This is a genomic window from Chryseobacterium sp. AC405b (assembly GCF_979258685.1).
In genome coordinates this window covers 1,768,266-1,781,097 of record NZ_OZ409877.1, presented here as the reverse complement: position 1 = coordinate 1,781,097, position 12,832 = coordinate 1,768,266, and the positions used below count along the sequence as shown (strand labels likewise).

Genomic DNA, 12,832 nt, shown 5'->3' with positions numbered 1-12,832 from the left:
TACATTCGTAAGATAGAATTTCAACTGCGCATCTCAATCATTGAATCCGACTCATTATAATTCTAAATAAGCTAAGAATTTTAAAATAATCAAAAATAAACTCGACATAATGAGTCGCAAATTGAAAAACATTCATTAACAATCATTTCATTAATTATGAACTTAACTTTAGACGAGATACAAAATTTCAAAGGAAAATACCCCAAGCAAATCTGGTCATTATTTTTCTCCGAAATGTGGGAACGATTTTGCTTCTACGGAATGCGCGGAATGCTGGTTTTCTTTATGATTTCACAACTTAATTTTCATGAAAAAGAAGCCAATCTCCAATACGGAGCAACGCAGGCTTTCGTTTATGCATTTACATTTGTGGGCGGACTTTTTGCTGATAAAATTTTAGGGTTCAGGAAATCACTTTTCTGGGGTGGATTGCTCATGATTGTCGGAAGTTTAATTTTAGCCGCAGATCCGCATAAATTTTTCTTTTTAGGAATCGCATTTACTGTTGTAGGAACAGGTTTTTTTAAACCAAATATCTCTTCAATGGTCGGTCAGTTGTATAAACCAAATGATTCAAGAGCAGATGCGGGATTTTCACTTTTTTATGCAGGAATAAATTTAGGCGCATTATTGGGCGGTTACTTATGTATCGCAATCGGTAAAGGCGAGCTTTTCGGAAGCATTATTTCCGAAAGTATGAGATGGAATGTGGCTTTCGGTTTAGCTGCCGTTGTAATGGTTATCAGTTTAATTAATTTCGTATTTACACAAAAAAGCTTGGGTCCAATCGGGCTTCAGCCAGGAAATCCTGATAACGAAATCAAATCTGCACCTATGCCCAAATACAAAGAGTATGGAGTGTACGTTTTATCATTAATATTTATTCCGATTATCATGAGGATGGTTTCCGTTCCGGAATACACCGATTATTTTATGTGGACAGTATGAACCTTTAACATTGATTTATTTATTTTATGAAATGTCTAAAGTAACTTCAGCCGAGCGCAGGAAACTTTGGGCAGCATTGGTTTTCATATTATTTTCTATTCTATTTTGGGGAATTTATGAACAAAGCGGTGGTTCTTTGAGTATTTTCGCTGCAAAAAATTTAAATAAAGACCTTTTAGGATTAGACCCGAATGGTGTCAATAATTCCGGAGGTGCATTTTTTATTATTTTCTTGGCTCCACTTCTAGGTCTTTTATGGATTTGGATGAGCAAAAGAAAAATAGAACCCAATACCATTATTAAGTTTGGTTTAGGATTTATTTTCCTCGGATTGGGTTATTATGTACTTTTTGCAACTAGGTTTTTTGCAGATTTACGAGGAATCACCTCATTGAATTTCTTTACAATCGCCTTATTGGTTATCACTTTGGGAGAACTTTGCCTCTCTCCTATCGGATTATCGATCATGACAAAACTTTCCACCAAAAACCTACAGGGAATGATGATGGGAATGTGGTTTTTGGCATCTGCTTACGGTCAATATGTCGCCGGAATCATAGGTGCAGGTTTGGTTTCCACAAAAGAAGAAGCATCCAACTATGAAGCATTGATAACTTACACAGAAGGTTACAAACAATTGGCGATTTATGCAATAGTTGCCGGAGTGGTACTGATTTTGATATCTCCTTTAATTAAAAAATTGATGCAGGAGGTAAAATAAAGTCTCCGTAACTTGCATAAATATCAAATCATGAAAAAAACATTCATCATACTTTTCCTTTCTTTTATCAGTCTGAATTTTGCGCAGGTAAAATGGATGACCATTGAAGAAGCTCTCAATGCACAAAAGGTTCAGCCAAAAAAAATCCTGATTGATTTCTACGCAGATTGGTGCGGTCCGTGCAAGATTATGGATAAGAAAACGTACGGACATGCTGTAATTTCCGAGTTTTTGAATCAGAATTTTTATCCTGTGAAGTTCGATGCAGAAGATAAAAAAGCAATCACAATATTTGGAAGAACATTTTCAAATGAAAATACCACAAAAAAGAAAGGAAGAAATTCTTTACATGAATTTACGCAGTTTATGAATGTAGGAGCAGTACCAAGCACGGTATTCTTAGATGAAAACGGAGCGCCGATTACTATTTTACAGGGAGAACTTTCGGCTAAAGAACTTGAACCTTATCTCACCTTAATGTCAAACGATTTATTTAAAAAGATAAAGACCCGTGAAGAGTGGGAAGATTATCAGAAAAAATTTAAATCGAATATAAAAGATTAATATACTTTTTTGACTAAATAAATATGTTTAATCTGCGATAACAAAATAAATGATACCGAAAGCTTTCAAATCCGAAAGCTTTTTTTATTTCTAAATTTTACCGAAATTCGCATCTTTCTTACCCTTGACTTTAGATACATCCATAGAATTCATCAAAGGAATCGGTCCTGAACGAGCCAAACTCATCAAAAATGTGATTGGAATTTCTACCGTAGAAGACCTTTTACACTTTTATCCGATTCGGTACATCGACAAAAATAAAGTTTATAAAATCGGAAACCTTCAGGAAAGCAATATTGAAATTCAGCTGAAAGGTAAAATCTCTAATGTTCAGGAAATTCACAACGGAAAAATCAAGAGACTGACCGCAAAATTCAATGATGATACAGGAAGTATGGATCTGGTTTGGTTTCAGTATTCAAAATGGCTGAAAGAACAGCTTCCTGTGAATCGTGAGGTTTTTGTTTTTGGGAAAATAAATGCGTTCAACAATCAGTTTTCGATGCCGCATCCGGAAATTGAATTGGATGAAAACAAAGAAAAAGACAACCGACTTCGTCCGATTTATTCAAGTTCTGAGAAGCTTACGAAAAGAGGTCTGAATCAAAAGTTTTTTCAGGTAATTTTGAGAAATATTTGTAAAGAAATTCCGAATTTAATTCAGGATAATCTTCCTGAATATCTAATGAACTCTATGAAATTTCTTTCCAGACAACAAACATATCTGAATATTCATTTCCCAGAAAATTTAGAATCTTTTGAAAAAGCCAATCTTAGATTAAAATTTGAGGAATCCTTTTTTTTTCAGTTGGGATTTGGCTTAAAAAAAGCACATCACAAAACAAAATCACAAGGAAATCCTTTTCCGATTGTGGGAGATTATTTCACCAGTTTTTACGAAAATCATCTGCCTTTTGAACTGACCAATGCACAAAAAAGAGTTTTGAAGGAAATAAGGTCTGACATGAGAAAACCCATCCAAATGAACAGACTTTTGCAGGGCGATGTGGGTTCAGGAAAAACGATGGTTGCCCTTTTGACGATGCTGATTGCGCTTGATAATGGCTTCCAAAGCTGTTTGATGGCTCCCACTGAAATTCTCGCACAGCAACATTATAACGGCATCAAAGATTTACTGATAGACACCGAAATTAAAGTAAACATTCTCACAGGTTCGGTAAAAGCTTCTGCCCGAAAGATCATTCATGAAGAGCTGGAAAATGGTGAACTTTCAATTTTAGTAGGAACTCATGCGGTTTTGGAAGATAAGGTGAAATTTAAAAATCTTGGTCTTGCCATCATTGATGAGCAGCACAGATTTGGGGTAGCACAACGGGCAAAACTTTGGGCAAAAAATAAAATCCCGCCGCATATTCTGGTAATGACTGCAACACCGATTCCCAGAACTTTGGCGATGAGTTTTTATTCTGATCTCGATGTTTCTGTAATTGACGAAATGCCGGTTGGCAGAAAACCGATTATTACTGCTCACAGAAGAGAAAAAGATCGTGCGTATGTATATAATTTCTGTCATGAAGAAATCAGAAAAGGCAGACAGATTTATTTCGTTTATCCACTAATCGAAGAATCTGAAACGCTGGATTACAAAAATCTGATGGAAGGACTGGAACATGTCATGGAAAATTTCTCCAATTATCATGTAACCATGCTCCACGGGAAAATGAAGCCTGACGAAAAAGATGCTGCAATGAATTATTTTGCATCCGGAAAATCTCAGATTATGGTTGCAACAACGGTTATTGAAGTGGGCGTTAATGTTCCGAATGCATCCGTGATGGTTATTGAAAGTGCAGAAAGATTTGGGCTATCGCAGCTTCATCAGTTACGTGGTCGTGTGGGAAGAGGAGCCGAACAGAGCTACTGTATTCTGATGACTTCGGATAAATTATCCACAGAAAGCCGCACGAGAATTAAAACCATGACGGAAACCAACGACGGTTTTAAAATTTCTGAGGTTGATATGCAGTTGCGGGGTCCCGGTGACATTTTGGGAACACAGCAAAGCGGTGTTGTAGATTTTAAAAAGCTAGATCTGGTAAATGATGCAGAAATTATTAAAAATACCAAAAATATCGTTGAAAAGATTCTAGAAGTAGATCCTTTGCTTACAAGAACGGATCATCAGATTATTAAAAACTATTATCTACAATATTATAAAGGGAAAAATAAATGGAGTAAGATATCGTGATTTTCAATTTGGGCTAAAGCCAATGGATTTTTCTTTAAAACAAAAGGGCTAAAGCCCATTTCTATTGATTTTAAAACGTTTTTTCCATCAAATAATCATCCATTACAAAACCATTTCCTATCTCAAAAACACCTTCATCAAACACTTTGTAGCCTTGAGATTCATAAAATTTCTGTGCAGAATTGTATTTATTCACATTTAAGATAATCCTGTCATCACCGCTTTCTTTTACTTTTTCATTTAAAAATCCCAATGTTTTTTTACCCAAACCTTTTCCTTTGCTTTCAGGGACGAGATAAATCCGATGAAGTTTAGTTGTTTGATCTTCATAATGATTTTCGTAACCTAAAAAGCCATCATATAAATTCAAATTCTCATCAAAAACAAGATAATAATGATAGCTAGGATTTTTTAAATGTTCTGAAATTGCAGCTTCAGAATACATGGTGTCGAGCATATATTCCATTTGTTCTTTTGAAAGAATGTCTGCATAAGCATGCTCCCAAGATCTTTTTGCTAAATCCTGAATCAGGGGAATATCTTTTTCTGTTGCTTTGATTAGCTTCATAGGTGATCAATAATGTTTACGCTAAGTTTGCTAAAACAAAATGTACATTTTCGTTCGCAAATGCTTTTGATTCAGCAAAGACTTGAGATTAAAAAAGTGAAAAGCATTAAGCCTTTCACTTTTAATATTTTATATAAATTGACTTTTAATATAATTAAATTTTCGCCATTTCAGCTTTAATTTTCGCATATAGCCCTTCTGAAGCCGGAACTAATGGAAGTCTTAAATAATTTTTAATTAATCCTTTTTCTGCTAAAACAACTTTAATTCCGGAAGGGTTTCCTTCTGCAAAAATCAATCTTGTAATTTCAACCAGTTTATTGTGAATCTCATAAGCTTCATCCACTTTTTTATCGAAAGCCAACTGAACCATTGTAGAAAATTCTTTCGGATAACCTTGTCCGATCACAGAAATCACTCCGTTTCCACCAGCCAAAGTAACAGGAAGCGTAAATTCATCATCTCCTGAAACCAAATCAAAACCTTCCGGCTTTTTTCTTAATATATCAAAATACTGAAGAATATTTGGCGAAGCTTCTTTTATTAAAAATAAATTCGGAAATTCTTTTGCCAAACGTAAAGTTGTTTCCGCCTCAACATTCTGTCCTGTTCTTGAAGGAACGTTATAGATGATGATATTTTTTCCGGTAGAAGCCAAAAATTTATAATGCTGGTAAAGACCTTCCTGATTAGGTTTATTGTAATATGGAGACACCGATAAAACCGCTGTAAAATCAGATAAATCTGTTTCTTCAATTTGCTGTTTGACTTCAAGAGTATTATTTCCGCCAATTCCTAAAACCAGAGGAAGGCGTTTATTATTGACCTTAATGATATGCTCAACAACCTGTTTCTTCTCGTCTGAAGAAAGTGTGGCAGCTTCTGCTGTAGTTCCCAATACTACCAAATAGTTGGTTCCGTTTTCGATGTTGTACTCAACAAGTTTTGTCAAACTTTCGAAATCTACGGATAAATCTTCATTAAAGGGCGTTACCAAAGCAACACCTACTCCTTTTAAAATGCTCATCTGTTCGAATTATTTTCTCCAAATTTAACAATTTCATACAAGAATTTACAATATTTAATCCTGTTTTATTATACATATAATTATATTTGCATATACTAAAGATATTATGCAAAATAAATTCTTATTATTAGGATTTGCCTTGTTTTCGCTCACAGCCTGTAAAACGACATCGTTGCAGGTTGCCAATGTGCAGACACAGAAGAATATTCCTATTAATAATGAACTGAAAAGTAATTCGGAATTTGATCAGTTTATCGAACCGTATACTTTGAAACTCAACAAAGAGATGAACCAAAAAATCTCTCATACCAATGTTGATTTAACAAAAGAAGGCGATAACAGCAATCTGGGGAATCTTTTGGCAGATTATACTTTTGACGGAGCAGATATCTGGGCAAAAAAAAATCTTAACAAAAACGTTGATGCAGCTTTAATCAATATCGGAGGAATCCGTACTACGATTGGGAAGGGTGACATTCTGCTCAAAAATGTTTTTGAAGTAATGCCTTTTGAAAATGAGGTAATCATTGTAAAAATGAAAGGTTCGGATCTGCAGGGTCTTTTTGACTATTATGCCAAAAACCAGGTCAATAATCCTGTATCTCATTTGTATATTGAAACAAATAACGGTACTCTTTCAAAAAGTTTAATCAATGGAAATGTAGTCAATCCTGCTCATAATTATTATATTGCAACGTCTGATTATTTAGCTTTGGGAGGAGATAATATGAAGTTTTTCAGTAAAGGAGAATATATTGCAACCGGGATTAAGCTCAGAGATTTATTTATTGAATATTTTAAGAAAAATCAGGAAATTGATCCTAAAGCAGAAGTTCGTTTACAATTTATCGGGAAGAAATAATGGATAGAAAAAGTTTTTTAAAAACGGTAACTGGCGGAACTTTAGCAATGACTTTAGCTCCAAATCTGATCATGGCAGAAGAATTCAGTTTAAATTCTTTCAAATCTGCTAATAAATTGACGATTCTTCATACCAACGACCAGCACAGCAGAATAGAACCTTTTGATGAAAGTTACACAAGAAATCCTAATCAGGGTGGTTTTGCGAGGAGAGCAAGTCTAATTCAGAAAATCAGAAGCGAAGAAAATAATCTTTTATTGCTGGATTCCGGTGATATTTTTCAGGGAACTCCTTATTTTAATTTTTTCGGAGGCGAATTGGAATTTAAACTGATGTCGATGATGAAATATGATGCTTCCACAATGGGAAATCATGACTTTGACAATGGTTTAGATGGATTTTTGAATGTTTTACCGAATGCAAAATTTCCTTTTATCTGTTCTAATTATGATTTTAAAAATACTATTTTAGACGGAAAAACTTCTCCTTATAAAATTTTTAATAAAAACGGAATCAAAGTCGGAATTTTCGGCGTTGGGATTCAGCTTGACGGTTTGGTCGGGAAAAAGCAATTTCAGGAAACGGTTTGGTCTGACCCCATCGATGTAGCACAGCATTATTCTAATTTCCTGAAAAACGAGAAAAAATGTGATCTTGTGATCTGTCTTTCGCACATCGGATATGATTATAAAGATGATCAGGAAAAAATAAGTGATAAAATTTTAGCTTCAAAAACAGAAAATATCGACTTAATTTTGGGCGGTCACACCCATACTTTTTTGCCAGAGCCTCAGACTTTTAAAAATAGGCAGGGGAAAAATGTTCTGGTAAACCAAGTAGGCTGGGCAGGTCTTTCTTTTGGGTAGAATAGATTTCTTTTTTGATAAAAATAAAAATGTACAACAGATTTCCTGGAATAATCAGGCAATCGACAGCAGTATAACAGCATAATATGAAAAAATTCTCTATAATTTCTCTTGGTATTCTGACGACTTTCCAGATGGTGAAGGCTCAGAATATTTCATCTAAAAAATGGCAAGATCTGTTTTCTTACAACAATGTTCTGGCATTAAAAGAAGATAACGGAAAAATCATCGCTGCCACAGAAAATGGAATTTTCTATTATACTGTTTCAACAGGTGAGATTGCGAAACTTTCTAAGGCAAACGGTCTTCATGAAGTTAAAATTTCTGCTTTTGATTATAATCCACAAACAAAAATTGGTCTTGTGGGATACGAAAACGGATCTTTGGATGTTATTACTCCACAAGGAATTACCTATGTAGTGGATATTCCTATTGCAACGGGATATAATGCAAGTAAAAAAATTAACCATATCTCAATTACAGGCGACAGAGCTGTAGTTTCTGTAGGCTATGGAGTTTCTATATTTAATTTAAATGATAAGGAATTTGATGACTCTGCGTTTTTTGTAAGTGGTGGAATTTACCAGGCGAGTAATGAAGCGACGATAAAAGACAACAAAGTTTTTTCTGTAACGAATACCGGTTTAAAAACTCATGAATTAAATACAACATTTCCTGTTTTCTCTACATGGGCTACAGAATTGGCAGGCAATTTTACGGATATAGATTCGGAAAACACATTGGCTTTCTCTTCCCCGACTACAACTTATATATACAATAATGGAGTTTCTACCTCTCTATCACAAACATTTGGAAATGTGAGTGATGTGGTCGTTAATCCTGACAATATTATTGTTACAGATGCGAGCAGAATTTATAATTACAACATCAATGGAACTTTTGCAGGATCTGTTACCGTTGGAGAAGAATGTAATACTGCAACAAAAGTCGGCTCAAAAATATATTGCGGAACTATTTTATCCGGTTTAAAAAGTGAAGATAATGTAATTTTTAAACCCGACGGACCTTATTTTAATTATGCTTATAAAATAAGACTATTCAATGATAATAAGCTTCTGGTTTCTTCAGGAGGAAGAGCAGATGGATTTAACATTAATTTATTCAATGCAAAAAATCCCGGATTCTATTATTTCGACGGAATGCAATGGATATATTCTTCATACTTTGTAGGAAGCACCACTACTTTCAATATTTTAGATGTTATTGCAGATCCTGTGAATCCCAACGACTTTTTCTTTAGCAATTATAATAATGCGCCCGGTCATGGTATTTACAAAATGAAGTACAATGCGGGAAGTAAAGATTTTGAATTTGTAAAAAGATATGGCTTAGATGCTATTGACCCTTCATTACCTTTAAATAACTTTTTAAACAGACCCGTAGGATTTGTTTTAGACGATCAAAATAATCTTTTTTGCAGTATGGCATTTGCCACTGCTAACGCTGCATCACCTGCATTTACATATTATGACAGGACAACAGATGATTTTCTGATAAAATATATTACAGGAATTACCAGTAATGGTATACAACAGCCAATATATTATGAAAATTTATTCTGGACACCGTTGCCAAGATCAAATAATTTTCTTGTGTACGACACAAAAAAAACGCAAAGCTTAGGAGATGACACAACAACTTTTCTAAGTGAATCAAACGGATTACCTTCTAATTCTGGCGGAACACTGTCCATAGCAATCGATAAATCTGGTGATGCATGGATAGGAAGCGATTCGGGACTGCGAATACTTCCCAATGCTGCAGCAGAAATAAAAAATGATCCCACAGTAGAACCAATAGTGATCGAACAGGGCGGTCTTGCAGAAGAGTTATTCAGAGATTCTCAGATTTTACAGATCGAAGTAGATGGAGGAAACCAAAAATGGATATCCATTGATGGTGGCGGAGTGTATTATCTTTCCGCTTCCGGTGAGCAGATCATCAAGCGTTTTACAAAAGAAAATTCGCCATTGCCTACCAACTCAGTTACAGACATTAAGGTTGATAAAAAAACAGGAAAGGTGTATTTTGTCACCTACCAAGGGATTGTCACCTATCAAGGTGATGTAGCTGATGTCAATTCAGGTTTCGGGAATGTTTTGGTATATCCAAATCCTGTAGTTTATGCTCAGTTTAAAGGAAACGTTACCATAAAAGGATTGGCAGAAAAAACAAACATCAGAATTACCGATGCAGCCGGAAATATTGTACATTCTGCGGTTGCAAGATCAGGATATTACGAATGGGATCTTAATAACCAGAAAGGGAAAAGAGTAGCATCAGGAATTTATTTTGTTTTGATGACTAACGAAGATGCAAGCGACAAAGCAACTGCAAAAATAGCTGTTGTTAATTAATGAATTCTCAAAACGGTTTTTTACTTTCATTTATAAAATATGGCGAGAACGATGCAATTCTGCATTGTTTTACCGAAGAGGAAGGCTTTCAGACTTATTTTCTAAGAGGTATTTATACCAAGAAAAATAAGAAGAAAGCCTTTCTTTTGCCATTAAATAAGCTCAATTTTTCAATCCGTATTGGTAAAACGGGCAGTATGCAAACGATATCAACTCTGGAGATGCTGCATCTGCATGATGTTTACACAGATATCAAAGCCAACGCTGTTGTATTTTTTATTTCAGATTTTTTAAACCAAATTTTAAGAAATGAAAATAAAAATCCTGTCGTTTTTTATGTGATCGATGAATTCATAGATCAGCTTAGCAGCAAAAATTACCAGGCTCATCTTATTTTTTTAATTAAAATATTAAAAATTCAAGGAGTTGCACCTCTTTTAGGTGAAGGAAATTTTCTTGATCCGGAAACCGGAACATTTTCTCCTTTTTCAAGCCATCCCCTCTTTGATGAAGAGATTTCGCTGTTTTGGAAAAACATTATTTTGTCATCCAATCCTTATGAAATCAAGATTTTATCTGCCAAAAGAAAAAAATTCTTAGACAGTATTCTGGTGTATTATCATTACCATATTTCAGATTTTAAAACCCCAAATTCTCTAGAAATCCTACAGCAGATATTTGAATAGATGTTTAACCATTGTCTGAAAAACTTTCAAGACTGGTCATTCCGCCATCTGCGAAAATAGTTGCTCCCGAAATATAATCTGCCAAATCACTGGCTAAAAACGCCGCCAGATTACCAATATCTTTCGGTTGACCGATTCTGTTGTAAGGAATAAGTTCCAGCAAAGAATTTAAGGCGTCTTTGGTTTCCCATGCGTCTTTATTAATCGGAGTCTGAATTGCTCCCGGACCAATGGAGTTCACCCGTATTTTATCTGCTCCGTATTCCTGTGCTAACGTCTGCATCAGCATTTTAATCGCCCCTTTACTTGCTGCATAATTAGCGTGACCTGCCCAAGGAATGACTTCGTGAACTGAACTGATATGAATAATTTTTCCACACGCAACAGAACGCGAAGTATCTATTCCGCGGCGGAGAAATTCTTTAATGGCTTCTCGTGAACAGAGAAAATGTCCCGTAAGATTGACTCCCATTACTGCATTCCAATCGTCTAATGTCATTTCCGTGAACTTTGCATCTTTCTGAATTCCGGCATTATTAATCAAAATATCAACTGTTCCGAATTTTTCGATGACCTCTTTAAACATTTCAATCACTTCATCTTCTCTAGAAACATCACATTGATAAGTCATTCCGTTTCCACCGGAGTCAGTGATTTCTTTTAAAACTTCCTGAGCATTTTCGTAAGATTTTTCTGAAGAATGATTGATGATTACCATAGCTCCCGCTTCTGCGATAGATTTTGCAATTCCTGTTCCTATTCCGCTGGATGCACCTGTGATAATGGCGACTTGATTTTTTAGTGATATTTCCATGATCAGTATTTCAATAATGTTTAAAAACCATTGAAAGTATCACGCCAAACTTAGAATTTTATTTTAAATTATTTTAAAGCTTTTTAAACATCAAAAATTGTGGTCCGCTTCTGCCTTCTCTTGTCTTTCCTTCAAAGTCATATCCGCTTTTGACATATAATTGAAAAGCTAAGGTATTTTTTTCGTTCACCGCTAAAACAATTTCATTGCAGTCTGCAAAATGCTCTCTTATGAAATAATCTACTTCAATCATTGCTGATTTCCCAATACCTTTTCCCTGAAAATCCGGGTTTACAGATAACGAACGAAGCAAAACAGAATCCGGATTCTCTGTGAGATCAAATTTATCGTCTCCAAAATCAAGTACAAAAAATCCTGCAACTTTTTCCTCATAGAAAATGGTAATCGGGTAAGCAAAAAAGTCTCCTTTGAGATTTCTTGCTTCTATTCTTTCTAAAGATTGCCTTGCCGTTGCCGTATACTGCGACTGAATATCATCCAGAACATAATCAAGTTGAGGAAAGTCTTCAGGCTGATAAAACTTTAATTCAGTCATATTTTTTAATGATGATAAATATCTTCGTACATCACTCCTGCTTTTATTTCAACTTCCAGTTTGTTTTCTTCAGGAACAATCGGGCAATGGTAATCATAAGCATTGTAAGCGCAGAAAGGCTGATAAGACTGATTAAAATCTAATACAATCGTATTTCCGTCTGGGATTTTCAGATCCATATATTTTCCTCCGCCATACGTTTCTTTGTTGTTGGTTTCATCACGAAAAGGCAGAAAAAGATGATCTTTATACTCCTCCATTTTCATTAAATCTAAACTTTGGTAAATCGATAAGGAATACGGTTTTCCATCTAAATCAAATGTTGCTTTACCAAATTCCTGATACAATTTTGATTTGCCGGAAGATGTTGGCAAATCGAAAGGTTGTGGGTTTTCAGTTTTGATAAATTTTGCAGTAATTCTGTATTTCAAATCAATCGGAAAGAAAGGATGTTGTTTAAATTTCGTAAAATTATCGCCTCTCAAAGGGGTCTCTTTCGGATCTGAGTATTCTTTATTCAGATCTTGCTGAAATTTTTTGATCTCTTCAATTTCTTGTGATCTTTGTTTATTACTCTGAGAAAATCCAAATACCGGAAATAGTAAAAATAAAAATAGGATGTAATTTTTCATT

General features: G+C 34.8%; 10 protein-coding genes and 2 pseudogenes. 7 read left to right on the top strand and 5 right to left on the bottom strand.

Annotated elements, in window-relative coordinates:
• The first annotated feature begins 156 nt into the window (after nucleotides 1-156).
• The 3 genes and pseudogenes from ACZZZA_RS08630 to recG all read left to right on the top strand — a co-directional run bounded on the left by ACZZZA_RS08630 (nucleotide 157) and on the right by recG (nucleotide 4,442).
• Nucleotides 157-1,669: pseudogene (locus tag ACZZZA_RS08630) on the top strand (peptide MFS transporter).
• A gap of 30 nt (nucleotides 1,670-1,699) precedes the next feature.
• Nucleotides 1,700-2,233 (top strand): thioredoxin family protein, encoded by a 534-nt coding sequence (locus ACZZZA_RS08625; protein WP_463430955.1) that lies wholly within the window; start codon nucleotides 1,700-1,702, stop codon nucleotides 2,231-2,233.
• A gap of 124 nt (nucleotides 2,234-2,357) precedes the next feature.
• Nucleotides 2,358-4,442 carry an ATP-dependent DNA helicase RecG gene (recG, locus tag ACZZZA_RS08620; RefSeq protein ID WP_463430953.1) on the top strand — a complete coding sequence of 695 codons (2,085 nt, stop codon included), beginning with the start codon at nucleotides 2,358-2,360 and terminating at the stop codon, nucleotides 4,440-4,442.
• A 70-nt stretch (nucleotides 4,443-4,512) separates the two neighbouring features.
• On the opposite strand, the gene ACZZZA_RS08615 is transcribed toward recG, so the two are convergent.
• Both ACZZZA_RS08615 and dapA read right to left on the bottom strand, forming a co-directional pair.
• Nucleotides 4,513-5,010, bottom strand: coding sequence for a GNAT family N-acetyltransferase (locus ACZZZA_RS08615; RefSeq protein ID WP_463430951.1), 498 nt, complete (start codon nucleotides 5,008-5,010; stop codon nucleotides 4,513-4,515).
• Nucleotides 5,011-5,164: 154 nt separating this feature from the next.
• Complete coding sequence (gene dapA, locus ACZZZA_RS08610; RefSeq protein ID WP_463430949.1) at nucleotides 5,165-6,037, bottom strand: 4-hydroxy-tetrahydrodipicolinate synthase; 873 nt, start codon at nucleotides 6,035-6,037, stop codon at nucleotides 5,165-5,167.
• A 106-nt stretch (nucleotides 6,038-6,143) separates the two neighbouring features.
• Here dapA and ACZZZA_RS08605 point away from each other — a divergent pair, with 106 nt between their 5' ends.
• From ACZZZA_RS08605 to recO, 4 genes and pseudogenes are all read left to right on the top strand, one after another.
• Nucleotides 6,144-6,899 (top strand): 5'-nucleotidase C-terminal domain-containing protein, encoded by a 756-nt coding sequence (locus tag ACZZZA_RS08605; protein ID WP_463430947.1) that lies wholly within the window; start codon nucleotides 6,144-6,146, stop codon nucleotides 6,897-6,899.
• Nucleotides 6,899-7,850: pseudogene (locus tag ACZZZA_RS08600) on the top strand (bifunctional metallophosphatase/5'-nucleotidase). The gene ACZZZA_RS08605 and the pseudogene ACZZZA_RS08600 overlap by 1 nt, the downstream one beginning before the upstream one ends.
• A gap of 1 nt (nucleotide 7,851) precedes the next feature.
• Nucleotides 7,852-10,143 carry a type IX secretion system anionic LPS delivery protein PorZ gene (gene porZ, locus ACZZZA_RS08595; protein WP_463430945.1) on the top strand — a complete coding sequence of 764 codons (2,292 nt, stop codon included), beginning with the start codon at nucleotides 7,852-7,854 and terminating at the stop codon, nucleotides 10,141-10,143.
• A complete protein-coding gene (recO, locus tag ACZZZA_RS08590) occupies nucleotides 10,143-10,829 on the top strand; it encodes a DNA repair protein RecO (RefSeq protein ID WP_463430943.1) in 687 nt (228 codons plus the stop codon). Before porZ ends, recO begins: the two co-directional genes overlap by 1 nt.
• A 4-nt stretch (nucleotides 10,830-10,833) precedes the next feature.
• On the opposite strand, the gene ACZZZA_RS08585 is transcribed toward recO, so the two are convergent.
• From ACZZZA_RS08585 to ACZZZA_RS08575, 3 genes are all read right to left on the bottom strand, one after another.
• Nucleotides 10,834-11,643, bottom strand: a complete 810-nt coding sequence (locus ACZZZA_RS08585; RefSeq protein WP_463430942.1) for a glucose 1-dehydrogenase — start codon at nucleotides 11,641-11,643, stop codon at nucleotides 10,834-10,836.
• Nucleotides 11,644-11,716: 73 nt separating this feature from the next.
• Nucleotides 11,717-12,199 carry a GNAT family N-acetyltransferase gene (locus ACZZZA_RS08580; RefSeq protein WP_463430940.1) on the bottom strand — a complete coding sequence of 161 codons (483 nt, stop codon included), beginning with the start codon at nucleotides 12,197-12,199 and terminating at the stop codon, nucleotides 11,717-11,719.
• Between the two features lie 5 nt (nucleotides 12,200-12,204).
• On the bottom strand, nucleotides 12,205-12,831 hold the full coding sequence (locus ACZZZA_RS08575; protein ID WP_463430939.1) for a DUF1684 domain-containing protein: 627 nt from the start codon (nucleotides 12,829-12,831) through the stop codon (nucleotides 12,205-12,207).
• Nucleotide 12,832 lies beyond the last annotated feature (1 nt).

Excerpts from the sequence above, each read along its gene's own strand:
- ACZZZA_RS08625 (WP_463430955.1), top strand. The coding sequence starts at position 1,700 with ATGAAAAAAACATTCATCATACTTTTCCTTTCTTTTATCAGTCTGAAT.
- ACZZZA_RS08615 (WP_463430951.1), bottom strand. The coding sequence starts at position 5,010 with ATGAAGCTAATCAAAGCAACAGAAAAAGATATTCCCCTGATTCAGGAT.
- dapA (WP_463430949.1), bottom strand. The coding sequence starts at position 6,037 with ATGAGCATTTTAAAAGGAGTAGGTGTTGCTTTGGTAACGCCCTTTAAT.
- ACZZZA_RS08605 (WP_463430947.1), top strand. The coding sequence starts at position 6,144 with ATGCAAAATAAATTCTTATTATTAGGATTTGCCTTGTTTTCGCTCACA.
- porZ (WP_463430945.1), top strand. The coding sequence starts at position 7,852 with ATGAAAAAATTCTCTATAATTTCTCTTGGTATTCTGACGACTTTCCAG.
- recO (WP_463430943.1), top strand. The coding sequence starts at position 10,143 with ATGAATTCTCAAAACGGTTTTTTACTTTCATTTATAAAATATGGCGAG.
- ACZZZA_RS08585 (WP_463430942.1), bottom strand. The coding sequence starts at position 11,643 with ATGGAAATATCACTAAAAAATCAAGTCGCCATTATCACAGGTGCATCC.
- ACZZZA_RS08580 (WP_463430940.1), bottom strand. The coding sequence starts at position 12,199 with ATGACTGAATTAAAGTTTTATCAGCCTGAAGACTTTCCTCAACTTGAT.
- ACZZZA_RS08575 (WP_463430939.1), bottom strand. The coding sequence starts at position 12,831 with ATGAAAAATTACATCCTATTTTTATTTTTACTATTTCCGGTATTTGGA.